24 protein-coding genes and 1 pseudogene are annotated in these 23021 nt (G+C 66.9%); 9 read left to right on the forward strand and 16 right to left on the reverse strand.

Annotation, left to right across the window (positions count from 1 at the left end):
* Positions 1-33: 33 nt before the first annotated feature.
* Complete coding sequence (locus A5704_RS00360) at positions 34-321, forward strand: hypothetical protein (RefSeq protein ID WP_067783687.1); 288 nt, start codon at positions 34-36, stop codon at positions 319-321.
* 22 nt (positions 322-343) lie between these two features.
* Here the strand turns inward: A5704_RS00360 and A5704_RS00365 are convergent, their stop codons facing one another.
* Genes A5704_RS00365 through A5704_RS00410 form a run of 10 tightly spaced genes read right to left on the reverse strand, consistent with a single transcriptional unit; the run spans position 344 to position 10797 of the window.
* Positions 344-1111 (reverse strand): mannan-binding family protein, encoded by a 768-nt coding sequence (locus A5704_RS00365; RefSeq protein WP_082950449.1) that lies wholly within the window; start codon positions 1109-1111, stop codon positions 344-346.
* Positions 1108-1791, reverse strand: a complete 684-nt coding sequence (locus A5704_RS00370) for a hypothetical protein (protein WP_067886794.1) — start codon at positions 1789-1791, stop codon at positions 1108-1110. The genes A5704_RS00365 and A5704_RS00370 overlap by 4 nt, the downstream gene beginning before the upstream one ends.
* A gap of 24 nt (positions 1792-1815) precedes the next feature.
* Positions 1816-3075: an MlaD family protein gene (locus A5704_RS00375; protein WP_067783694.1), complete on the reverse strand. Its 1260-nt coding sequence runs from the start codon at positions 3073-3075 to the stop codon at positions 1816-1818.
* Complete coding sequence (locus A5704_RS00380; RefSeq protein ID WP_156675629.1) at positions 3072-4298, reverse strand: MlaD family protein; 1227 nt, start codon at positions 4296-4298, stop codon at positions 3072-3074. The genes A5704_RS00375 and A5704_RS00380 overlap by 4 nt, the downstream gene beginning before the upstream one ends.
* On the reverse strand, positions 4298-5413 hold the full coding sequence (locus A5704_RS00385) for an MCE family protein (protein WP_067783700.1): 1116 nt from the start codon (positions 5411-5413) through the stop codon (positions 4298-4300). Before A5704_RS00385 ends, A5704_RS00380 begins: the two co-directional genes overlap by 1 nt.
* Positions 5410-6456: an MCE family protein gene (locus tag A5704_RS00390; RefSeq protein ID WP_067783703.1), complete on the reverse strand. Its 1047-nt coding sequence runs from the start codon at positions 6454-6456 to the stop codon at positions 5410-5412. Before A5704_RS00390 ends, A5704_RS00385 begins: the two co-directional genes overlap by 4 nt.
* Positions 6449-7504, reverse strand: a complete 1056-nt coding sequence (locus tag A5704_RS00395) for an MlaD family protein (RefSeq protein WP_067783706.1) — start codon at positions 7502-7504, stop codon at positions 6449-6451. The genes A5704_RS00390 and A5704_RS00395 overlap by 8 nt, the downstream gene beginning before the upstream one ends.
* Complete coding sequence (locus A5704_RS00400; RefSeq protein ID WP_067753872.1) at positions 7501-9081, reverse strand: MlaD family protein; 1581 nt, start codon at positions 9079-9081, stop codon at positions 7501-7503. Before A5704_RS00400 ends, A5704_RS00395 begins: the two co-directional genes overlap by 4 nt.
* Positions 9082-9092: 11 nt before the next feature.
* Entirely contained in the window at positions 9093-9956 is an 864-nt protein-coding gene (locus tag A5704_RS00405) for an ABC transporter permease (protein ID WP_067753869.1), read from the reverse strand.
* A gap of 1 nt (position 9957) precedes the next feature.
* Complete coding sequence (locus A5704_RS00410; protein WP_067886796.1) at positions 9958-10797, reverse strand: ABC transporter permease; 840 nt, start codon at positions 10795-10797, stop codon at positions 9958-9960.
* A 306-nt stretch (positions 10798-11103) separates the two neighbouring features.
* On the opposite strand from A5704_RS00410, the gene A5704_RS00415 reads away from it, so the two are divergent.
* The 5 genes from A5704_RS00415 to A5704_RS00435 all read left to right on the forward strand — a co-directional run bounded on the left by A5704_RS00415 (position 11104) and on the right by A5704_RS00435 (position 14907).
* The gene (locus A5704_RS00415) at positions 11104-11703 is read left to right on the forward strand and encodes a TetR family transcriptional regulator (protein WP_067753863.1); all 600 of its coding nucleotides are present in this window, start codon (positions 11104-11106) and stop codon (positions 11701-11703) included.
* 54 nt (positions 11704-11757) lie between these two features.
* Positions 11758-12039 (forward strand): phosphoribosyl-ATP diphosphatase, encoded by a 282-nt coding sequence (locus A5704_RS00420; protein ID WP_067783712.1) that lies wholly within the window; start codon positions 11758-11760, stop codon positions 12037-12039.
* A 2-nt stretch (positions 12040-12041) separates the two neighbouring features.
* Positions 12042-12899 carry an ATP phosphoribosyltransferase gene (gene hisG, locus A5704_RS00425; RefSeq protein ID WP_067886799.1) on the forward strand — a complete coding sequence of 286 codons (858 nt, stop codon included), beginning with the start codon at positions 12042-12044 and terminating at the stop codon, positions 12897-12899.
* A gap of 119 nt (positions 12900-13018) precedes the next feature.
* Positions 13019-13528 (forward strand): DUF4126 domain-containing protein, encoded by a 510-nt coding sequence (locus A5704_RS00430; protein WP_067886801.1) that lies wholly within the window; start codon positions 13019-13021, stop codon positions 13526-13528.
* Complete coding sequence (locus A5704_RS00435) at positions 13525-14907, forward strand: FAD-containing oxidoreductase (RefSeq protein ID WP_067886804.1); 1383 nt, start codon at positions 13525-13527, stop codon at positions 14905-14907. Before A5704_RS00430 ends, A5704_RS00435 begins: the two co-directional genes overlap by 4 nt.
* 229 nt (positions 14908-15136) lie before the next feature.
* On the opposite strand, the gene A5704_RS00440 is transcribed toward A5704_RS00435, so the two are convergent.
* Positions 15137-16408, reverse strand: a complete 1272-nt coding sequence (locus A5704_RS00440) for a DEAD/DEAH box helicase (protein ID WP_067753848.1) — start codon at positions 16406-16408, stop codon at positions 15137-15139.
* A gap of 267 nt (positions 16409-16675) precedes the next feature.
* Positions 16676-17566, reverse strand: a complete 891-nt coding sequence (locus A5704_RS00445; protein ID WP_067886818.1) for a RecB family exonuclease — start codon at positions 17564-17566, stop codon at positions 16676-16678.
* Between the two features lie 73 nt (positions 17567-17639).
* On the opposite strand from A5704_RS00445, the gene trmI reads away from it, so the two are divergent.
* Positions 17640-18482, forward strand: coding sequence for a tRNA (adenine(58)-N(1))-methyltransferase TrmI (gene trmI, locus A5704_RS00450; protein WP_067753845.1), 843 nt, complete (start codon positions 17640-17642; stop codon positions 18480-18482).
* 8 nt (positions 18483-18490) lie between these two features.
* Here the strand turns inward: trmI and A5704_RS00455 are convergent, their stop codons facing one another.
* Both A5704_RS00455 and A5704_RS00460 read right to left on the reverse strand, forming a co-directional pair.
* Positions 18491-18784 (reverse strand): DUF503 domain-containing protein, encoded by a 294-nt coding sequence (locus tag A5704_RS00455; RefSeq protein ID WP_067783723.1) that lies wholly within the window; start codon positions 18782-18784, stop codon positions 18491-18493.
* An 8-nt stretch (positions 18785-18792) separates the two neighbouring features.
* Complete coding sequence (locus tag A5704_RS00460) at positions 18793-19428, reverse strand: hypothetical protein (RefSeq protein WP_067783726.1); 636 nt, start codon at positions 19426-19428, stop codon at positions 18793-18795.
* A 310-nt stretch (positions 19429-19738) separates the two neighbouring features.
* Between A5704_RS00460 and arc the strand changes: the two genes are divergently transcribed.
* Positions 19739-21568 (forward strand): proteasome ATPase, encoded by a 1830-nt coding sequence (gene arc, locus A5704_RS00465; RefSeq protein WP_067783741.1) that lies wholly within the window; start codon positions 19739-19741, stop codon positions 21566-21568.
* Positions 21569-21708: 140 nt separating this feature from the next.
* Here arc and A5704_RS00470 read toward each other — a convergent pair whose 3' ends face one another.
* Entirely contained in the window at positions 21709-22353 is a 645-nt protein-coding gene (locus tag A5704_RS00470; RefSeq protein WP_067753819.1) for a hypothetical protein, read from the reverse strand.
* Between the two features lie 9 nt (positions 22354-22362).
* The gene (locus tag A5704_RS28100) at positions 22363-22524 is read right to left on the reverse strand and encodes a hypothetical protein (RefSeq protein ID WP_197508423.1); all 162 of its coding nucleotides are present in this window, start codon (positions 22522-22524) and stop codon (positions 22363-22365) included.
* On the opposite strand from A5704_RS28100, the pseudogene A5704_RS00475 reads away from it, so the two are divergent.
* Positions 22460-23021, forward strand: a pseudogene (locus tag A5704_RS00475) (hypothetical protein); the annotation flags it as partial. The gene A5704_RS28100 and the pseudogene A5704_RS00475 sit on opposite strands and share 65 nt — an antisense overlap.

Genomic DNA, 23021 nt, shown 5'->3' on the forward strand with positions numbered 1-23021 from the left:
CCCAAGGGCTCAAGGGGACATTCAGGGGAAGGGATGTTCATGCTCGAGCGAGAGTTGAATCGCATTGCCGACATCGCCGTGGAGGCCGTCAGTGTCACGGTCTTGCATGTCCGGCGCATTGTGGGAGTCCTGTGCACCGCGCTCGACCGCACGAAACGCGAAGTTGGCGACTTAGCTTGGGACTATGGCGATCTGGCGACAAGCGTCGGTTTCTCGGCTCGCCGTAACCGCGCGTCCACCGAGCACGACGGTCGGGAGACGCTCAGCGAGCACGCGGACAACGTGATATCGATCGAGCTGCGCCGTCGGAAGGCCAACTGAGACAACGCCAAAGGCGCCGGTGCTAGATGCGCAGCACGGAACTCAAGGCCGCCAGCGGGATATGCGCCTGCACCGTCCCGCCGTCCATGTACCACTGCATGACGCCGGGGGTGAAGTTGATCGGCTCATCGTGCCCCACCGGATAGTCGGGCATGTACAGGATCAACTCGTCGGGCGTCACCGCCCACGCCTTGTAGGCCCCGGAGTAGACCTTGTCCGGCGTCCAGCGGTCGATCACGAACGGGTAGCTGCCCGGGTCGTGCGGCGGCGGCGCCTGATCCAGCGCTGTTTCGATGAACGGTTGGGCCAGCGGGGGAATGGCGGTCAGCGGGTTCGACGTCGTCAGGTCCGCCAGCTGCACTCGCCGGCCGCTCGCCATGTCGAAGGTGAAGGTCCGGTAGGCGTTGTTGAACTTCGGCCCGTCGGCGTGGTAGTCCTCGTGGAACACCGCGCTGAGCAGGTTTTGATGCCGGAATACCTCGAAGTTCTCCTCGCCATAGCTGTCGGCGGCCATCTGCGAGTTGGCGGTCTTCCAGTTGTTGACCAGGGTGTGCAGGTAGTCGCGGATCACCGGGCCCGTGGTCGGGTTGTCGACCAGGTCGTCGGGCACGGCGACCTTGATGTCCCGCACGGCTTTGCGTTCCGACGTGACCGAGGTATGGCAGTACTGGCCGTCCCAGTCACCGCCCAGCTCCCCGCAGAATGAGGGTGCCGACGCGTGGGTGACGGCGGTGGTGGGAACCGTTGCGGCGGCGGTCAACACCGTCGCCGCGAGCATCCGGCGGATCACAGCAGCTGCACCTTGCCGGCCCGCCAGCGACCGTCGACCTTCTCCATGGTCATCTTGATCCGGCTGCGGTCGATGCGCGGGTCGGGCGCGGCCGTGTTGGTGACGGTCTGGTCGATGAAGACCAGCACCACAACCCTGTTCGTCGACTCGGACTGGATCGCCGAGTCCACCACCACGCCGTGCGCGGTCGCCTTGTTGTCGATCAGCAGCTGCCGCAGTTTCACGCTGGACTGGGTGTACATGTCCTTGAACTCGCCCGTCGCGCCGTCAAGAACCTGCCTGAAGTTATCGTCGACCTTGTTCGAATCAATGCTCGTCAGCACCTGGGCGTAGGCGATGGCGGCCTGCTGGGCCTGTTCGCCGGCCAGCTTCACCTGGTGCTCCTGCCACTGCCGCCAGCCGAGGAAACCCGAAACGGCAAGTGAGGCAACGAGTAGCGCCGGCAACGCGCCGCGACGCAGGTAGTGCTTCCAGGGGCGCCCGCGGCGATCGGGCTCGCGCCGCTTGCCTTTGAGCAGCACGCCGTCTTCTTCGTCCGGCCGGTCTTCGTCGAGCTGTTCGTCGTCGACGCGGACCGCCTCGGCGTCTTCGGTTGCGACTGGGGGTGTTTCGTCGTCCGGCTCCACCTCGGCGCGCACCTCGGCCTTCGGGTTCTTCTTGGTGGTCACGATCACGATCAGCTCCTCGAGATATGGGTTGACGGCTCAGTGCGGCGGTTCGATCGGCAGAGCCGGGCCGCCGTAGGGGGTGGGAATGGTGTAGCGACCCTGCGGGATCGGATCGGTTCGACGGCCCAGGTCGGCACCCGGCGGGGGACCGGCGGTGTCGTCGCCGCCCGGCCGCGGGGCGTTCTTGGCTCCCCGGATCGAGACCGCGGGGTCGTCGTCGCGGCAGTAGGTGTACATGAACGGCTCGTAGTAGTCGGCGGCGGAGGAGGCGTGCGACGGCGTCCCGTAGTCGCACACATAGCGCGGGTAGAGGTCGGCCGTCGCCCAGACCCCGTGATCGTGAAATGCGCTCGCCACCGCGTCCAACACGGACCCACGGTAGTCGGGGAACAGCGCGTTGAGCGCCGGAACCCGTAGATAGAGCAGCTGCGACATGGTCGCCATGCTGCCCAGCAGCTGCACCATCGTGTCGGAATTGTCGGCGAACAGGTTGTCGACCGCGGAAAGCGTGCGCGGGGTTTGCCCGGTCAAGCGGCGATAGCCGGCCTGCATCCTGGCCACGCCCGTCAGCGTTCGGTCGAGTTCCGTTGCGGCAGCGCCCAGTCCGGCGTTCTTGTCGCTCGCCAGGGTGAGCACCACCCGGCTGGTCTTGATGATGCTGGTGGTTTGGGGCAGCACCGAATCGAGCGTGGAGAGCAGAAACGTGCCGCCGTCGACGATGGCGGTCAGCTTCGCCGGGCCCTCCTTGCTCAGGCTGAGTTCCTTCTTGATCAACTCGACCTTGTGGGGGTCGACCTGGGCCAGCAGCCCGTCGGCGTCGCCGAGCAGCTGCGCCAAGCTGACCGGAACGGTGGCGCGGTCGGAGGTGATGAGGCTGCCGTCGTGCAGGTACGGCCCGGCGTCCGAGGTGGCCTCGAAGTTGATGTACTGCTCGCCGGCCGGCGACAGCGCCGACACGTGCACCACGCTGTTCGCCGGTATCCGAACGTTCGACGTGATGCTGGCGATGGCGTTCACGCCGTTATCGGTGATCCGCAGCGACTCGACCCGGCCGACGCGCACCCCCCGCAGCGCGACATCCTGGTTGGGCAGCAAGCCGCCGGATTCCGGCAACTGCACGGTGACGCGGTAGGTCGATGCGAAAGGTTCCACCCGCAACGCTCCGATGAGCAGGTAGGCGGTGGCGACGACCAGAATGAGCGCCAATCCGGCCACCGACAGCCAGACCTGTTGCCGGTGACCGGTACGCACCGCCCGGACGATGGCGTTCGCGACGTTGTCGACGGTGCGGATCATGGTCGCGGTCCCGGCGGTGGTGGTGCTGGCGGCGATGGTGCTGGCGGGGGTCCGGGGGCGACGTCGATTTGGCCGGGGATGTTCGGGTCCGGAACCACCGGAACCTGTGGCGAATTCGGCCCGCGGCCGACCACCCGTTCTTGCAGACGCCACAGGGTGTACTTCAGGGTGCCGACGAGCAGGTTCACGTTGTAGTGGTGCGGCCCGTGCAGTCCGATGTCACCGGGGAACCCGATATCGGGAAGCGATCCGAGCATGATCTTGTCCACGCCCACGTTCACCGAAATCGAGTTGCCCGCGGTCGACTTGACCAACGGCGGAATCAGCCGGTTGAGCGCCAGCCAGCTGGTATCCGGGCTCATCGCAACGTCATTGGCAGCCCCGGCGACCGTGTTCAGGTCGCGGATGATGCTGCGGCCGCTGGTGTCGGTCCCGCCGATCGACGGGAACCGGGCCAGCAGCCGGGAGGTGTCGCCCACCTGGATCGCGACGTCGGAGAGCTGGGCGGTGTTGTCGGCCAGCGCCGAAGTGGCGGGACCGGCGGCCGCCATCAGCTCGCTGATGGTTTGGTTCTTGGCGTCGAGTTCGTCGGCCAGGTGCGACAATTGGGTCAACGCGGTCGAGATCTGGCCGGAACGCGAGTCCAGCGTCCCGAGCAGCTCGTTGGACTTGCGGATCATGTCCCCGAACGCCTGGCCCTGGTCACCGGTCGCCTTGCCGAAACCGTTGATGATGTTGGTGAAATTGCGCACCGCCCCGCCGTTCACCAGGATCGCCGCCGAACTCAACACCGACTCGACCGTCGCGGCGGCCGCCGTCGAGTCCAGGCCGATGGTGTCGCCGTCCTTCAACAGTGGCGCCTCCGGATCACCGGCCGCCGGCGGCTTCAGGGCGACGAACACGTCGCCCAGCGGTGTCGCGGTTCGCAATTCGGCGGTGCTGCCCCGCGGCAGTTGCACGCCGTCCCTGATGCGCAACCGGGTGACCGCGGTGTAGTTGCGCGCGACCATCGACTCGAGCTGCCCCACGTCGGCGCCGGCGAGTTTCACCTTGGCGTTCATCGGCAGGTTGAGCGCGTTGGAGAACACGGCGTTCAGCGAGTAACCGCCCGAGCCCAGGCCCGGGGCCGGAAGGGGCAGGCTGGCAAGGCCGTTCGTGGCGCATCCGGCGGTCACCAGCGCCGCGGCCGCCGCCGCCAGCATGCCCCGGGGGACCGCGGTCATCATTTCTGCCCCATGGCGGCCATGCCGTCCAGCACATAGGTCAACCCGAAATCGGGGCCGAAGTCCTGTATCGTCCCGGTGCTGCAGCCCAGTTGCCGAAGGCCCATCAGGTTGCAGATCTCTTTGGTGTACTGGCTGTCGAAGAGCAACCGATCCGTCAGAAACCGCGCCCGGACGCTGCCGTTGGCCCGGTCGATCATGTTGTAGGCGTTGTCGGCCACCAACGGAGCCAGGTCCAGGAGTTCGGCCAGGTCGCGTCGCTGGTCGGTCACCGTCTGCAGCGTGGCGTTGCCGTTTCGGGCGGTCTGCTTGATGTTGTCGCGGTTGGCGTCGAGCAGGTCGCCGGCCCGTTGGATCAGTTCGTCGAGTTTGCGTCCCGTGGTGCCGCTGCCGAGGTCCTCGTCGGCCATGATCTGGCTGACTTGGTGGATGGTGGAGGCGAATTCCCGCAACTTGGTGTCGTTGGCGGCCACCGCGTCGAACAGGGAGCTGATGTTCTTCACGATCGTGGTGATCTGCTCGCGGGTCGCCGCGCCACCGTCGCTGGACAATCGCAGCGCCTTGGACAGCTCGCCGAGCGCCGCCTTGATCCTTTCCCCGTTGCCGTTGACGACCTGGGTGCCGCCGTTGAGCACGTCGGCGACCGGCCCGCCGCCGCGGCCGTCGCCCTCGAGCGACTTGGTCACTTTGTCCAAAACGTTGAGGACGCTGCTGAATTCGACGGGCGTCTTGGTGCGCGGCAACCCGATGGTGTCGTGGTTCTCCAGCGTCGGTCCGCCGTGATAGGGCGGTGTGAGTTCGATCTGGCGGTCGGTGAGGATGGAGGTTGACACCGTGACGGCCTGCGCGGTGGCGGGAACCTTGACGTGGCGGTCGACGGTGAATTCGACTTCGACGTAGCCGCCCTTGGCGGTGATCTTGGTGATCTTGCCGACCGGCATGCCCAGCACAGCCACCTCGTTGCCCTCGTAGAGGCCTGAGGCGCTGTCGAACTGGGCGGTCACGGTAATCGCGTCCTCGTCGGACCCCAGACACCACCAACCGATGCCGGCGGCCGCGGCGATCACCGCGAGGGCCGCGATGACGGCCACCGATTTCGACGCGAGCGATTTCACTTGCAATCCTTGAAGTACTGGATCATGCCGAACTGCTTGGCGCGGCCGCTGATTGCGCACATCCACGAGTCGATCAGCGGGACGTTGGGGGCGTTGAAGTTGATCGCGTTTCCGTCACCCGTGAGGTTGGCCGCCTCGCGGAAGAAGATCGGGCTGGTTTGCAGCATGCTGTGCAGCAGGTCGTCGTGCCCGGACATCAGGTTGGTGAAGTCGCGCATGTCCTTGATCAGCGCGTCCAGGGCCGGCCGGTCGTTGACCACGACCTGGCTCATGGTGTCGACGAGGCTCGACAGGGATTGCATCATCGCGTGGAAAACGGCTCGCCGCGCGACGAACTGGCCCAGCAGGTCTTGGCCCTGGTTGACCAGGGTGCCGATGTCGGCCTGCTGACGCCGCAGCGTGTTGGTCACCTGTTCGGTGCTGCGCAGCAGCTGGCCCAGCTGGTCACGTCGCAGCGCGATGATCGACGAGAGCGTGTGGATGTTCGAAATCGCTTGCGGCACAACCGCAGGCAGTCCTTCGAGCTGCTTGCCGAGCACTGCGAGCGACTGCGCGAACCGGTCGGAGTCGACCTGTTCGAAAGTGGTGGTGGCGTCCTGCAGCGCGGCTTGCAGGTCGTAGGGCACCTCGGTGTGTGCCAGGTCGAAGGTGTTGTTGGGCAGGTGCGCCGCGCCGGCGGGTTCCAGCGAGAGGTACCGCGAACCCAGGATGGTGGTGACCTTGATCTGCGCCCGGGAATCCTTGCCGAGCGCGATGTTGTCCCGAATCTTCAGCCCCGCCTCGACGTGGTCGCCGACGAGTTTCATGCTGGTGACGTTGCCCACCGGGATGCCTGCGACCACGATCGGGTTGCCGGCCCGCAGCGAGGCGGCTTGCAGGAACTCGGCGGTGTAGTGCCGATATCCGGCGCCGAGCGCGTGCACGAGCAGCATCACCCCGATGATCACCGCGACCACCGCGACGGCGATGAACCCGAGCAGGGTTTTGTTGTAGCTTTCCAGCGGTCGTTTCCTCATCCGCCGCCACACCGACGCGTCAGCCATCCGCCGTGCTCCTGCATCTGGGGCTGTGCCACGCCTTGTTGCCCGGGGTCGCGGCGTTGACGATGATCGGCACCACGTCGTTGAGGCCGGGGAAGAACCCCATGAAGTTCACGTCGCACACGTAGGCGTTGCCGTAGGCGCCCTGGTTGCCGACCCGGGCGAGCCCCTTGAGCAGCAGCGGAATGTTGTCGCCGAAGAACGCCACCTGCGGTTCGACCTCCATGATGTGTTTGGTGGCACCGGGCTGGCGGTCGATGAACTCGCGCAGCGCCGGGTACACGTCCGTCGCCGCGGTCGACAGCCGGTCGGTCACCCGGGCCAACGAACCGACCGAGGCCACCAGGTCGGGGCGCCGGACGTCGAGCTCGCCCACGACGCCGCGGGTCTGGGTGATCACCCCGTCGAGGTTGTCGTTCTGCTGGGCCAGGTTGGCCATCACCTTGTTGAGATTGGTGATCACGCTGCCGAGGGCCTGGTCCCGGCCCGCGAATGTCTCTGTGAGCGTTGAGGTCTGGCCGACCAGCGTGGTCAGCGACGACGTGTCGCCTTGCAGCGAGGCGATGATGCCCTTGGTGAGGTTGTCGGCGTCGTGGGGGTTCAGCAGGCTGAACAACGGTTCGTAGCCGTTCAGCAGCGTGGTGACGTCGAAGGAGGGTTCGGTGCGTTCCAGGGGAATCGTGCTACCCGGTGGGAGCGGCTGCGGGCTGCCGTCCCTGCCCAGGGACAGCCCGAGGTAACGCTGGCCGACGATGTTCTGATAGGTGACCGACGCGAGGGTGTTTCCGAACAGCCGTTGTTCCTGCTGCACCACGAACGAGACCTTCGCGAGATTTCCCTCGAGCTCGATCTTTTCGACCCGGCCGACGCGGACGCCGGCCATCCGGACGTCGTCGCCTTCGCGCAACCCGTAGACGTCGCTGAAGACCGCCGAATACGTGGCGGTGTTGCCGGCCACGTCACGGCGCAGGCTGACGTACACCAGCCACGTCAAGGTCAGCGAGACGACCATGAACAGGGTCAACGCGACGAGCGGGCCTCGAAACCTCATTTGGCCTCCCCGGGCGGATGAGCCGGCGGATGGGTGATGGACACCGTCGTGCCGCGGGCGACCGGGCCCAGCAGCAGCTCGGTGGCGGCGGTCGCAGGCTCGCCGGTGATCACGCCCAACATGTTCCGTTCGTACTGGCTCCCAACGGGTCCCACGTTCCCGCCGAACGACGCCTGCGGGATCCACGGTGCCTTTGGCGCCACCGGTGCGACCCACGGTTCGTGGGGCTGCGGCGTGGCGGGCGCCCCCGGCGACGGGTTGTCGGGGTTCGCACTCCCGGGCACTGGCGGTGACGGCGTGATCCCCGCGGGCAGTGGGGGATTGGGATCGGACAGGTTGGGGTTCGGGTTGATCAGCGGCGGACCCACGGCGACGAGATTTCCGTCCGGGCCGATCACCGTGCCCGGGGGCGGGGCCAGATCCTTGGGCGGTTGATAGTTCTGCGGCAGCAGGACGTCGGGAAGGTCGGGCCGCACCGGTATCAGCGGTGCGGTGAAACAGCTGGGTCCCTTAAGCTCGCCGTAATGGGGGCAGTCGGCGCGGGTGTAGGTGGAACTGGGGGTGAACGTCAGCATCGCGCGCATGTTGCCGAGGTTGGTGACCGGGTTCCAGACCTGCTCCATGAACTGGTTGGCCAGGTTGTCCAGCTTGGCGACCGCGGGCACAAAGTTATTGGACTTCTGCGCCAGCACACCGAGCACGGGCGTGAAATCGGTTGTGATCCCTATGAGTTGGTCGATATGGTTGCCCAACGACTGGCGCGTGGTGCCGACCGTGTAGTCGGCGCCCGACAGCAACGCGGCCAGCTGACCGCGCGTCTCGGCGAAGGTCCGCATCGGCTCGACGGCCTGGTGCAGCGCGTCGAGCAAATCGGGGGCGGTCTGCGCCAGCCCCCGAGTCGCATCCAGCAACGCAGACACCGTCGAGGGGCCGGCGTCGGTGCTGACAATCGAATTGAGCTGGTCGAGAAGGCGATTCAATTGCGCGCCGGCGTTCAGGAGGCTGACGCGGCGGTGATCGGTGGCGGCGCCCAGCGCGGCCAGGATCCCCACCGACCGGTCGTCCCGGTCGCGGCCCGCCGCGGCGAGCAGGTCGCGCAACTTCGTCACGGTCGTCTGGAACAACACCGTCGGAAGCCGCTTGTCCTCCGGAATATGCGCCCCGTCGCGGATCGTTGCCGCTGGGCGCTCCCGGTTCGGGGAGCCCACCAACTGAACCGACGACACGGCGAAGACATTGCTGGGCACCACGCGCGCGGTCACGTTGGCCGGGATCGAGCCGGCGAATTCTTCCTTGAGGTCGATGTGGACGTAGTTGGGGTTGCCGTGCGCCGCGGGCACGACGCCGTCGACCATGCCGACCAGCACACCGTGGTATTTGACGTCCGACCTCTGCGGCAAGCCATCGCCCACGTTCACCAGATCGGCGACCACGCGGACGTAATCGTTGAGTCTGCCAGTGGATTTGACCAACATCGCGGTGGTGAGCAGCGCGCTGACCACCACGACCGCGATGCCGATGCCGAACAGCTGCCGGTCGGACGGGCCGCGCCCGTCCAGCTCAAAGGAGTTCGGCATGTTCCCCCGACCTACCCGCCGAACCGTGCGCCGGAGTCGACGCCCCAAAGCGCCATGGTGAGCAGCATGTTCACGATGATCACGACGGTGATGCTGGCCCGCATGCCGTGGCCCGCGGCGACCCCGACGCCCTCCGGTCCGCCGCCGGCGTAGTACCCGTAGTAGCACTGGATCGTGGAGGCGATCCAGACGAAGATGACGGCCTTGATCAGGGAATAGACGATGTCCTGCCCCGCCAGCATCAACGTGAAGTAATGCAGGTAGGAACCGGTCGAGCCACCGCTGCCCAGTCCCACCACCACTTGGGTGCTCAGGTAGCCGATCGCCAGGCATGCGGCGTACAGCGGGACGATCGCCACCACCGAGGCGATCAGCCGGGTGGTGACGAGGTACGGAATCGGCCGGATCGCAATCGATTCCATGGCATCGATCTCTTCGGCGATGCGCATGGAGCCCAGTTGGGCGGTGAAGCGGCAGCCGCCCTGCATGGCGAAGGCCAGCGATGCCATCAGCGGGGCCAGCTCGCGGGTGTTGACCAACGACGAGACGAAACCGGTGGCGGGCCCCAGGCCGAGCAGGTCCAGGAAGTTGTAGCCCTCGATTCCCACGAGCGCCCCGACCGTCATGCCGAGCACGACGGCCACGCCGGCGGTGCCGCCGCCCACCACGATCGAGCCGTTGCCCCAGGTGATGTTCGACAGCAACCGCAGGAACTCGCCCCGGTACTGGCGCAGGGCAAGCGGGACCGCGACGAGCGCGCGGACGAAGAAGACCAGCAGGTGCCCGAGCCGAATGATCGGCACTTTGCCCCGTCGGTAGAGCCGGACGAGCGGGACCGAAATCGGTGCCAACGGTTGATAAGCGGACGCCGTCATGTCACAGCCCCGTCCTGGGGGACAACATGATGTAGAGCTGGCTGATGGCGACGTTGACAATCATCAGTAGCAGGATGGCCTCGACGACCGCCGCGTTCACCGAGTTTGCGACGCCCGTAGGTCCGCCCTTGGTGGACAAGCCTTTCTGGCTCGACACGATGGCCACGATGGCGCCGAACACGACCGCCTTGACCAGCGCCAGGATCATGTCGTCGGTCGTCGCGAAGGAGGCGAACGTCGACACGAAGCTGCCCGGCGCCCCGTTCTGGAAGTACACGTTGAACATGTAGCTCGCGAAGAATCCGGCGAAGCACACGACTCCGGTGAGGGCCACGCCGATCATCACCGCGGCGGCCAACCGGGGGACCACCAGACGACGGATCACCGAGACGCCCATCACCTCCATCGCGTCGTTCTCTTCGCGCATCGTTCGCGAGCCCAGATCGGCGGTGATGGCCGACCCGACCGCCGACGCCATCAGCACCGCGGCCACCAGCGATGCTCCCTGCCGGATGACCGCCAGGCCGCTGGCGGCCCCGGCCAGCGACGTGGCCCCAACCTGGCCGGCCAGCAGTGCGAACTGGATGGACAGCGTGACGCTGATCGGCAGTGACACCAGGATGGTCGGCAACACCGCGGTGCCTGCCATGAATGCGCCCTGGCGGACGAACTCCTGCCACTGAAATCGCCCGGTCATCAGGTCGAAGAAGAAATACTGTGCCGTGCGCACGCCCAAGACGAACTGTTCGCCCACCGTGGTCAGCGACGCGACCGGGTGGCGCTTGACGTACCCGACCGACCAGTTCCGGATCGCGACGACACCATCGAGTTGCGTCGTCATAGCGGCGTGACCCAAAGCCCGCACAGCAAACTTATGGCAACCGTCATCGACTATCAGCTACCGCTTCCATCGGCCCTCTCCCCACCCCTGAATTCCTGAGTGCCGAGCAGACGACTTCCGACGCCGTCGAAGCCAATTCTTATTAAAATAATGTCAACAGGCGCCCAAGACTCTGCAGCTCATCGGTGTGTGCCGCATCACGTTAGCCTACTTGATAGCGACTTTCAATAGTGTAGAGTCACTCATCTGAGTTCGTCGCTGGACAGCGCCGCGGGGTTCCAATGTCGGATTGACGAAGGTGAAGGCATGCCCTCAGCAAACACCGGCTCGTTGCGGGACCGGCGTCGTGCTGAGCTAGTTTCGCAGATCCAGCAGACCGCCCAGCGGCTTTTCGCCGAACGCGGCTTCGACGCCGTGACGACCGAGGAGATCGCCTCGGCGGCCGGCGTATCGATCAGCACCTATTTCCGGTACGCACCCACCAAGGAGAGCCTGCTCGTCGGTCCCGTCCGGGAGGCCAGCGCCGAGATCGTCGAGTCCTACAGCGCGAGACCACCGGACGAGTCACCGGTCGAGGCGTTGATTCGGCTGTTCGTCGCGCGCGCCCAAGAGGTCATCGAAGTCCAGACGCTGGACACTTGGCGCCAGGCCGTCGCCACCGCCCCGCGGTTGCTGAGCCAATCGGTGCTGGTCACCGAGATCGAACACCGCGAATTCGTCGAGCAAGTGGCGTCCCGCATGGGCGTCGACGCGGCGGCAGACGTCCGGCCCGCGCTGTTGGTGCACACCAGCTTGGCCACGGCCAAATTCGTCATCGACCGCTGGCTCACCCAGCCCCCCGACGGCCCGGAGTTTCACGTTCAGCTCGAAGAGGCGCTGCGCATGACGCTCGCCGGGTTCGACTGACCGGCGGCGCAAAACGTCACCGGCGGAAACCGCCGTGACTTTGCTCGCCGCCGCGTGAAACAATCGCTGGCCGTGAAGACGTTTGAGGATCTGTTCGCCGAGTTGGGCGAGCGCGCCCGTAGCCGGCCGGCCGGCAGCGCGACGGTTGCCGCCCTGGACGGTGGCATCCACGGGTTGGGCAAGAAGATCCTCGAAGAGGCCGGCGAGGTATGGCTCGCCGCCGAACACGAACCCGACGAGGCGCTGGCCGAGGAGATCAGCCAGTTGCTCTACTGGACGCAGGTGTTGATGATCGCGCGTGGCCTGTCGCTCGACGACGTCTACCGGAAGCTCTGACGATGTTGCGGGTCGCGGTTCCCAACAAGGGCACGCTGAGCGAGCCGGCCAGCGAGATTCTCGCGGAGGCGGGCTACCGTCGTCGCACCGACTCCAAGGACCTCACCGTCATCGACCCGGTCAACCAGGTCGAGTTCTTCTTCCTGCGGCCCAAAGACATTGCGATCTATGTGGGTTCGGGGCAGCTCGATTTCGGCATCACCGGACGCGATCTGGTCCGCGACTCGGACGCGCCGGTGCGCGAGAGGCTGGCCTTGGGTTTCGGGTCGTCGAGTTTTCGCTACGCCGGCCCGGCCGGGCGTGAGTGGACGACGGCGGACCTGGCCGGTAAGCGGATCGCGACCGCGTACCCCCATCTGGTGCGAAAAGATCTGGCGGAACGCGGCATTGAAGCGACCGTCATCCGACTCGACGGGGCGGTGGAGATTTCGGTGCAGCTCGGCGTGGCCGACGCCATCGCCGACGTAGTCGGCTCCGGGCGCACGCTGAGCCTGCACGACCTGGTGGCCTTCGGCGATCCGCTGTGCGATTCGGAGGCGGTGCTGATCGAGGGCGCCGACCCGGACGGCCAGGGCGGCACGCGAGCGGCGCGCGATCAGCTGGTGGCGCGGATCCAGGGTGTGGTTTTCGGGCAGCAATACCTGATGCTCGACTATGACTGCCCGCGTTCCGTCCTGGAAAAGGCCACGGCGATCACGCCGGGTTTGGAGTCGCCGACCATCGCGCCGCTCGCCGATCCGGACTGGGTCGCGATCCGCGCGCTCGTGCCCCGCCGTGGCGTGAACGAGATCATGGACGAGCTGGCCGCCATCGGCGCCAAAGCCATTCTGGCTTCCGACATCAGGTTCTGCCGGTTCTGACCAACTGGGTGGCGCGACCGCGGCTGTGTTAGCGTCCGCCTAGGGCTGTTTGCCCGTGTCACCCTCATGGGCCGTCATCCCTCACCACTGCCGGCTGTTCGATCCCCAGGAGGGTCTTCGTGACACACGCGCTTATTCTGCTGCTGGCTTTACTGATTGGCGTCATCGCCGGGCTGCGTTCGCTGACGGCCCCCGCCGTGGTCGCCTGGGCGGCCTATCTTGGCTGGCTCGACCTGCATGGCACGTGGGCGTCGTGGATGGCCAACATCATCACGGTCATCGTCTTCACCGTTCTCGCGGTCGGCGAACTGGTCAACGACAAGCTGCCCAAGACGCCGGCCCGCACGGCGCCGCCGATCTTCGCCGCCAGGATCGTCATGGGCGGATTGGCGGGGGCTGCGCTCGGCGCCTGGCCGCACTGGACCTTCACCGCGCTCGGGGCCGGCGTCATCGGCGCGGTGCTCGGCACACTCGGCGGCTATCAGGCGCGCAAGCGGCTGGCCACCGTGGCCGGCCGGGACCTGCCCATCGCGCTGCTCGAGGATGCAGTCGCGATCTTGGGCGGGTTCGCCATCGCCGCGGTGACGGGTCACGTGCTGACGGAATACATCCTGACGGCCGTTAAGTGACACAGCATTTCGACGCGATCATCGTCGGCGCCGGGCAGGCCGGGCCCCCGTTGGCCGGGCGGCTGACTGGGGCCGGGCAACGGGTTGCGCTGGTGGAGCGCAAACTGATCGGCGGCACATGCGTGAACACCGGATGCATCCCGACCAAGACCCTGGTTGCCAGCGCGTACGCCGCTCACCTCGCGCGCCGCGGTGCGGATTTCGGAGTGGCGACCGGACCGGTCAGCGTGGACATGGCGAAAGTCAAGGCACGCAAGGACGAAATCATGCTGGGCGACCGAAAGGGCGTCGAGGACTGGTTGGTGGGAATGGACGGTTGCACCGTCTTTCGTGGGCACGCAAGGTTCGAGGACCCGCACACGTTGCGTGTCGACTCCCGAGACGGGCAAGACGTGCTGCACGCCGACCGGATCTTCCTCAACGTCGGCGGTCGCGCGGTGGTGCCGGAAATCCCCGGGCTCTCCGACATCGAGTTCTTGACCAACGTCTCGATCCTCGAACTCGACACGCTGCCAAGCCATCTCGTCATTCTCGGCGGTAGCTACATCGCGCTGGAGTTCGCCCAGATGTACCGGCGCTTCGGCGCCCGGGTGACCGTCGTCGAGCGGGGTTCCCGGCTGGCATCCCGCGAGGACGAGGACGTGTCCGCCACCGTCCGCGACATCCTGGAGGGCGAGGACATCGAGGTCATCGTCGGTGCGGATGACGTGCGAATCACCAAGAAGGACAATGGCTTTGAACTGACCCCGAGCGCCGGCGCCGCCCCGGTCGCCGGCAGTCACCTGCTGCTGGCCGTGGGCCGACGGCCCAACACCGACGACCTGGGCCTCGAGGCGGCCGGTGTGCAGACCGACGCCCGCGGCTACATCGTCGTCGACGACCAGCTCAAGACGAACGTCGACCACATCTGGGCGATGGGAGACTGCAACGGCAAAGGCGCCTTCACCCACACCTCTTACAACGATTTCGAGATCGTCGCCGCCAACCTGCTCGACGACGACCCGCGCCGGGTCAGCGACCGCATCACCACCTACGCGCTCTACATCGACCCGCCGCTGGGGCGTGCCGGGATGACCGTTGACCAGGTACGTGCGTCGGGACGCAAGGCGCTGGTAGGCAAGCGTCCGATGACGCGGGTCGGCCGGGCGGTGGAAAAGGGTGAGACGCAAGGGTTTATGAAAGTCGTCGTGGATGCCGACACCCGGGAGATACTGGGAGCGGCCATCTTCGGCGTCGGCGGCGACGAGGCCGTTCACGAGATCCTGGACGTCATGTCGGCCAAAGCGCCCTACACGACGCTGGCTCGCACCATGCACATCCATCCCACCGTCAGCGAGCTCATTCCCACGATGCTGCAGGAGATGACGCCGCTGCAGTAGTGGCGATCGCGAGCGCGGCGTTGGCCGGGCGCGGCGGGTCGCCACCATTGGCTGGTGGCGATCGCGAGCGCGGCGTTGGCCGGGCGCGGCGGGTCGCCACCATTGGCTAGTGGCGATCGCGAGCGCGGCGTTGGCCGGGCGCGGCGGGTCGCCACCATCGACTCGTGGCGATCGCGAGCGCGGCGTTGGCCGGGCGCGGCGGGTCGCCACCATTGGCTCGTGGCAGTCCCTACCGCGACGCCGGGGCGGGGCGACGCGAGCGGCGTCGCCTGTTGCGCGCCGCGCTCGCCCGGGGCGCACGAGTCGCCACCGGGGCCGGCGCGACGACCTCGCGTGGCGCCGGCTGGCCGGCCAGGGCGTGGATGACGGGGGAGGCCGCGGTTACCTGCTGGGGCACGGCGCGAATGGCAGCCTTGCGCATCATCGATTCGGCGTCCCGGCGTTGGTCGGGCAACACGATGGTGACCACGTCGCCGGAAGCGCCGGCGCGGGCCGTGCGGCCGGACCGGTGCAGGTAGGCCTTGTGCTCCGGCGGCGGGTCGACATGGACGACCAGCTCGATGTTGTCGACGTGCACGCCACGCGCGGCGATGTCCGTTGCCACAAGCACTCTCGCGTGACCGGCCGCGAACGCCGCCAGGTTTCGGTCGCGCACGTTCTGGGAAAGGTTGCCGTGCAACTCGACCGACGGGATGCCGGACTGCGTGAGTTGGCGGGCCAGCTTCCGGGCCTGATGCTTGGTCCGCATGAACAGGATTCGCCGGGATTCGCCCGAGGCCAACCGGTGCACCAGGTCCTTCTTGGCCTGGGGTCCGTCGACACAGAAGAGATGATGTGTCATCGCGGGAGTCACGGATGCCGGTTCGGCGACCGATCGCGTCACGGGGTCGCTGAGGAATCGCTTCACCAGGGTGTCGACCGCGGCATCGAGAGTGGCCGAGAACAGCATCCGCTGCCCGGCCGCCGGCGTGGCCGCCAAGATGCGGGTGACCGTGGGCAGGAAGCCCAGATCGGCCATGTGGTCGGCCTCGTCGATCACGGTCACCTGTACGGCGCTCAGCGTGACGATGCCCTGCTTCATCAGGTCGTCCAGCCGGCCCGGGCAGGCGACGACGATGTCGACGCCGGATTTCAGCGCCGCGGCCTGCCGGTGCTGCGGCACCCCGCCGAAGACGGTGGTCACGCGCAGACCCCGAACCGCGGCGAGCGGCGCGATGGTCGCGGCGATCTGCGTCGCGAGTTCGCGGGTGGGCGCCAACACCAGCCCGGTCGGCTTGCCCGGTCGGCGGTTACCCGCATCGAGTCGGCTCACCAGCGGGATCGAGAAGGCGAGCGTCTTGCCGCTACCGGTCTTGCCGCGGCCCAACACATCACGGCCGGCAAGCGTGTCCGGCAGGGTCTCGATCTGGATTGGGAACGGCCGGTGGGCGCCGCCCTTGGCGAGCGCGTCAACCAGCGGTGGGCTCACCCCGAGGTGCGCAAATGTTTTGTCTTCAAGCATGTTTCACTGTCCCTAAAGCGTCGGTGGTAGCGAGATTGCCCGTATGGCAACGTCGATCGCCGCGACTCGAGGCTGTGCGGAGCGCACCTAGTCATCTCGGACTCGGCGCCCCGCGGGGATCTGAGAGGAAATAACGAATCGATCACGACGTGCTGGCAAGCCATTTGGCGCCAACGTTGACAACAGCCTACCGCACTCGCCGATGAACTATTGCGTCCGGACGCTCAGGCCGCAATGACGCTCGTCACACCTACGGACGGGCTGAGATCACGCCGCCGGTTCGGTCGGCTGCGAAACGCCTTGTGACAGTGCGATATCCGGCCATCCGGGGTAGGTTGGCGGGGTTCCGCCGAACAACGGGCAGTACTGCTGGTGGGGGCACCAGTCACACAACCGCGACTGGCTGGGACGGAAATCGCCGGTCCGGCCTGCGGATTGGATGGCACGCCACATCGCCATCAGGGTCTTCTCGAAGCGCAGCAACTCGTCGTGGTCGGGCGAATAATCCAACACCTGCCCGTCCGCGAGGTAGATGAGCCGCAGCCGAGTGGGTGGTACGCCGCGCGTGCGCAGCAGGGCCACCGCGTAGAACTTCATCTGGAACATCGCCTTGAACTCGGCCAGGGCCCGCGCCGCCGGCGGGGCCTTGCCGGTCTTGTAATCGACCACCCGGGTCTCCCCGGTGGCGGCGAGGTCGATCCGGTCGATGAATCCGCGCAGCAGCGTGCCGTCGGCGAGCTCGACCTCCACGCGCTCCTCGCAGCACTGCGGATCGAAGCGCGTCGGGTCCTCGAGGCGGTAGTAACCGAAGAGCAGCGCCCGAGCCTCGGCGATCAGCTGGCCGCGCTGCTCGGTATCGAAGTCGCCGGCCAGGTCGGGCGTCGCGGCGATCACCTGTTCCCAGGCCGGCTCGACCAGCGCCAGCGCGGTGTCGGGGCCGCGCTGCGCGGCGGGCAGCCCGTACAGCTGCTGCAGCGCCGCGTGCACCACCGAGCCGCGCAGTTGTGCGGCCGACGGCGCCTCGGGCAACCGATCGATCGCCCGGAACCGGTAGAGCAACGGACACTGCTTGAAGTCCGCCGCCCTCGACGGGGACAGCGCCGGTTTCGACGCCGGTCTTGCAGCCGGCCGCGCGAGTGCCTGCGGCTGGTCGGTCATGTCCGCAGCGTAGAACCGGGTGCCGACAACCCCGAGCACCGCCCGCGGCGAGTCGGCTGGCACGCTAGACGGCGTGTCCGCAACCGGCCCGTTCACCGTCGGGGAACGCGTCCAACTCACCGACGCCAAAGGCCGGCACTACACGATGGCGCTCACCCCCGGCGCGGAGTTCCATACCCATCGCGGCTCGATCGCACACGACGCGTTGATCGGGCAGGAGCAGGGCACTGTGGTCAAGTCCAGCAACGGTGCGCCCTTCCTGGTGCTGCGCCCGCTGCTGGTCGACTACATCATGTCGATGCCCCGCGGCCCGCAGGTCATCTATCCCAAGGACGCCGCGCAGATCGTGCACGAAGGCGACATCTTCCCGGGCGCGCGCGTGCTGGAGGCCGGGGCCGGATCGGGGGCGCTGACCTGCTCGCTGCTGCGTGCGGTCGGACCCGACGGGCGGGTGGTCTCCTACGAGCAGCGCGCCGACCACGCCGAGCACGCCCGCCGCAACGTCTCGGTGTTCTACGGCCGGCCGCCCGACAACTGGGAGCTGATCGTCAGCGACGTCGCCGACTCGGATTGGCCCGACGGCTCGTTCGACCGCGCCGTGCTCGACATGCTCGCGCCGTGGGAGGTGCTCGACGCAGTCGCCCGGCTGCTGATCCCCGGCGGCGTGCTGATGGTCTACGTCGCCACCGTGACCCAGCTGTCGCGGGTCGTCGAGGCCCTGCGTGCCCAGCAGTGCTGGACCGAACCCCGGTCGTGGGAGACGCTGCAACGCGGCTGGAACGTCGTCGGTCTGGCCGTTCGGCCGCAGCACTCCATGCGCGGGCATACCGCGTTCCTGGTCTTCACGCGACGGCTCGCGCCCGGCGTCGTCGCGCCGGCGCCGTTGGGGCGCAAACGCGAGGGCCGCGACGGCTGACCGGGGCCTCAATCGTCGCTGCGCTGCAGGCCCCGTCGCACCGACAGCAGCTCGAACTCGGGGTGCCCGGCCACCAGCCGTTCGGCCGCATCGAGGACGTCGACGGCATGGCTTCGGTCGCCGGACACCGTGGCCACGCCGATGCCGGCGCGCCGATACAGCTCGTGCGAACCCGTCTCGGCCGCCGACACGCTGAACTTGCGTTGCAGCTCGGCGACGACGGGGCGGATCACCGACCGCTTCTGTTTGAGCGACCGGACATCGCCGAGCAGCACGTCGAACTCGAGCCAGCCGATCCACATGCCGCGGGTCAACCGGGTGGGCTCGGCGTCGGGCCGGGCTCGGGCGGCGGCGCGGGAGCCGGGGCGGGTTGCGGCGCAGGTGCGGGCGCAGGGGCAGGCTCGGGAGGCGGTGCCGGGTTGGGCGGCGGTGTCGCGGGTGACTTGCCCAGTGCCAACAGCATTTCGGCGGTTCGCCGAGATAACTGCCAACCGCCTTGGAACGGCGTGAATTCCATCGGGAAGTGGAAGCTGGCGTTGGGCCGCTGTGCGGTGTTGACGTCGATGTTGGCCACCACGTTGCCGGGGGTCTTGTCGGACCAGGCGATGTCGTGCGCGACGAAGGTCATCGGCAGGTAGCCGTTGTCGCGCAACGCGTTGGTGAACTTGTCCAACGTGTCCGCGCTCTCGGGGGTGGCGCCTTCGACCAAAGTCACCTTGTTGATACCGGGTACGTTCGGGTCGGCGAGCCGGGTCAAGATGTCGGTAAGGGCTTCAGGCGTCGGCAGCGGGGTAGTCGGAGGTACGACAACCGTGCTCGACGTGGCGGGGGCCGCCGCGGGCATGGAGGAGGCGATGCGGGGTTGCTGATGCGACGAACATCCCGAAATCCCGACCGCCGCCAAGACGGTGACGGCGCTCACTGCTGCGGACAGGTGTCGGCGCATCCAGTCGATCAGGCCGGTCGGAGGGTCGGGGCGCTTCCCGAAGTGGGCGCCCGCCGCGCGGTCGGGCCAACGGGTGCAACTGAACTCACACTCGCGGTCGCCACGCCGACGTCGGCGGTGCCGGTAAAGCCTGTGGCGAGGCTTTTTGCGGTCACGGCGGCCCTTTCGATCAGCGAGATTAGTGGCCGAGATTACCAGCGAGACGAAAATCTTAACTTTTCGTGGGTATTTGACTCCGCACATCATTGGTCAATCGCCGGTAGCTTTGAAGTATCCACCGCGCCAATTCGGTGTGGGAAAGGAGCGCAACATGGGTGGCTCAGAGCGTTCTGAATCATTCGGTACCCCCCGCGAGTCAGGCATGTCCAGCGGCGATGCTGCCGAATTGGAAGAATTACGCCGCGAGGCAGCGTTGCTGCGCGAGCAACTCGAGCATGCAGCCGGGGCGCAAGGCGGCGCCCGCTCTGCGCGTGATGTGCATCAGCTCGAAGCCCGGATCGACTCGCTTGCGGCCCGCAACTCGAAGTTGATGGAGACGCTCAAAGAGGCGCGCCAGCAACTACTCGCGTTGCGTGAGGAAGTCGACCGGCTCGGGCAGCCGCCGAGTGGCTACGGCGTGTTGCTGGGCTCACACGAGGACGACACAGTCGACGTGTTCACCTCGGGCCGCAAGATGCGGCTGACGTGCTCGCCCAACATCGACGTCGGGTCGCTGCGGAAGGGTCAGACGGTCCGCCTCAACGAGGCGCTGACGGTCGTCGAGGCCGGCACCTACGAATCGGTCGGCGAGATCTCCACGTTGCGCGAACTGCTGGCCGACGGGCACCGGGCGTTGGTTGTCGGTCATGCCGACGAAGAACGCATCGTGTGGCTCGCCGAGCCGCTGGTGGCCGAGGACCTGCCGGAAGGGCATCCCGACGCCCTCAACGACGACACCAGGCCGCGCAAGTTGCGGCCCGGCGACTCGCTGCTGGTGGACACCAAGGCCGGCTACGCGTTCGAGCGCATTCCCAAGGCCGAGGTCGAAGACCTGGTGCTCGAAGAGGTGCCCGACGTCAGCTACTCCGACATCGGTGGTCTGACGCGCCAGATCGAGCAGATCCGCGACGCCGTGGAGCTGCCGTTCCTGCACAAGGAGCTGTACCGGGAGTACGCGTTGCGCCCGCCCAAGGGTGTGCTGCTGTACGGCCCGCCCGGTTGCGGTAAGACGCTGATCGCGAAGGCGGTGGCGAATTCGTTGGCCAAGAAGATGGCCGAGGTCCGTGGCGACGATGCGCGCGAGGCGAAGTCCTACTTCCTCAACATCAAGGGCCCCGAGCTGCTGAACAAGTTCGTCGGCGAGACCGAGCGCCACATCCGGCTGATCTTCCAGCGGGCCCGGGAGAAGGCGTCCGAGGGAACGCCCGTGATCGTGTTCTTCGACGAGATGGACTCGATCTTCCGCACCCGTGGTACCGGCGTCTCGTCGGACGTCGAGACCACCGTCGTCCCGCAGCTGCTGAGCGAGATCGACGGCGTCGAGGGTCTGGAGAACGTCATCGTGATCGGCGCCTCCAACCGCGAGGACATGATCGACCCCGCGATCCTGCGGCCCGGCCGTCTGGACGTGAAGATCAAGATCGAGCGTCCGGATGCCGAAGCGGCGCAAGACATCTTCTCGAAGTACCTGGTTGAGACCCTGCCGGTGCACGCCGACGACCTCGCCGAGTTCGGGGGCGACCGGTCGGCCTGCATCCACGCGATGATCGAAAAGGTCGTCGAGCGGATGTACGCCGAGATCGACGACAACCGGTTCCTGGAGGTCACCTACGCCAACGGTGACAAGGAAGTCATGTACTTCAAGGATTTCAACTCCGGGGCGATGATCCAGAACGTCGTCGACCGGGCGAAGAAGAACGCGATCAAGTCGGTGCTGGAGACCGGGCAACCGGGTCTGCGCATCCAGCACCTGCTCGACTCGATCGTCGACGAATTCGCCGAGAACGAGGACCTGCCCAACACCACCAACCCCGATGACTGGGCGCGGATTTCGGGCAAGAAGGGCGAGCGGATCGTCTACATCCGCACCCTGGTCACCGGCAAGAGCTCGAGCGCATCGCGGGCCATCGACACCGAATCCAACCTGGGCCAGTACCTGTAGGGCGCTAAGCCGCGCCGCGACTCAGACCACGCACACGCCGTGGTTTGAGTCGCGGCGCGCTTGCTCAGGGTTCGGGTCGCGGCGCCGCGACACTCAAAACCGCGCGCACGACACGCCGCGAGGGATGTGCGTGGCAGCCGTCAGTCGGTCACCAGCGAATAGCTGTTGGTCAGGTTGTCCTGCAGCACCTGGGCCGCCCGGGTCCGCGTGTCGACGCGCAGTTCGTCGGTGAGCACCCGCGGTTGGTAGCTCCACCCCGCCGGCAGGTCGAGCCGCTCGGCGAGCCCCGGCAGGTCCGCTTGCGACAGGTTGGGGTCGGCGACCTGGCTCAAGGTCTGCATCACCCAGTGCTGCCCTTGGGGGTCGATCAGCTCGTAGACCTGTTCACCGGCGTTGAAGACGAAGACCGTGTGCCGGTTGACCTTGTTCGGGATGTAAGGCGCCGGATTCATCGAAGAGAGCAGCACCGTGGCCTGCTGAATCATCTCGATACCGCCGAAAGTCTTCGTGATCTGAGGACCCTGGGCTTCCTTTTCGATGGCGTTCATCAGCCAGTACCGCGGACCGTTGAGCAGGGCTGCGGCCACGCCGTTTTCGGCGGCGATGGCGTGCGGGTCGAGCGCGGACCACAGCTCGGCGGGACAGTCGTTTAGCGGGAAGCTGTTGTAAACCGTTGCCTGCGGGCCGGCTTCGCCGGCGGTTACCAGGAGCACTTCGCCGTAGCGTTTTCCTGCCAGGTCGAGCGCGTGTTTGCCGACGGCACGGTCGGACTCGGGGGCGGACACACGGTGAAGTTAGTCACTACCGTCGGTGTCGTCAACAGCACCCGCGGTCGGCGCGACGGCGGCGCGGTAGCGGTTGCGGGCGATCAGCGTGGCATGCAGGTCACCGATCAGCGGGAACCGGCTCGGGCTGGCGATGGCGTTCCTGGTCTCCATCGCGGCGGCGTTCGTCATCTCGGCCACGGTGGAGCGGGTGCGACCGACGCTGAAGTCGGCGGCGGCCTTCTCCGGAGATGCCGAGCACCTCGCGGGCACGCCGTTCGCGACCATGCCGGACGCCCCGGACAGCACGCCGTTGAGGAAGAGCGAACGCCTCAACGTGGTGTTCGTTCTGGCCGCGTCCCAGCTGGCACAGATCCTGGTGGTGGCGGTGGTCACGGCCACCATCTATTTGATTCTCGGCCTGATCGTGCTGAGCCCGGAACTGCTCAACGAATGGACCCACACCTACAAGAGCACCGCGACGGTGTTGGGCTTCACGCTGCCGGTCCCGGACTCGCTGGTGCACATGAGCCTTTTCCTGGGCGCGCTGACCTTCATGTACATCAGCGCCCGCGCGGCCGGCGACACCGAGTATCGGTCCACCTTCCTGGACCCGCTGATCGGTGACCTGCATGCCACGCTGATCGCCCGCAACCGCTACCGCGCCGCCGTCGCGCCGACCATGGTTG

The organism is Mycobacterium sp. E735, from assembly GCF_001666955.1.
Lineage (GTDB): Bacteria > Actinomycetota > Actinomycetes > Mycobacteriales > Mycobacteriaceae > Mycobacterium.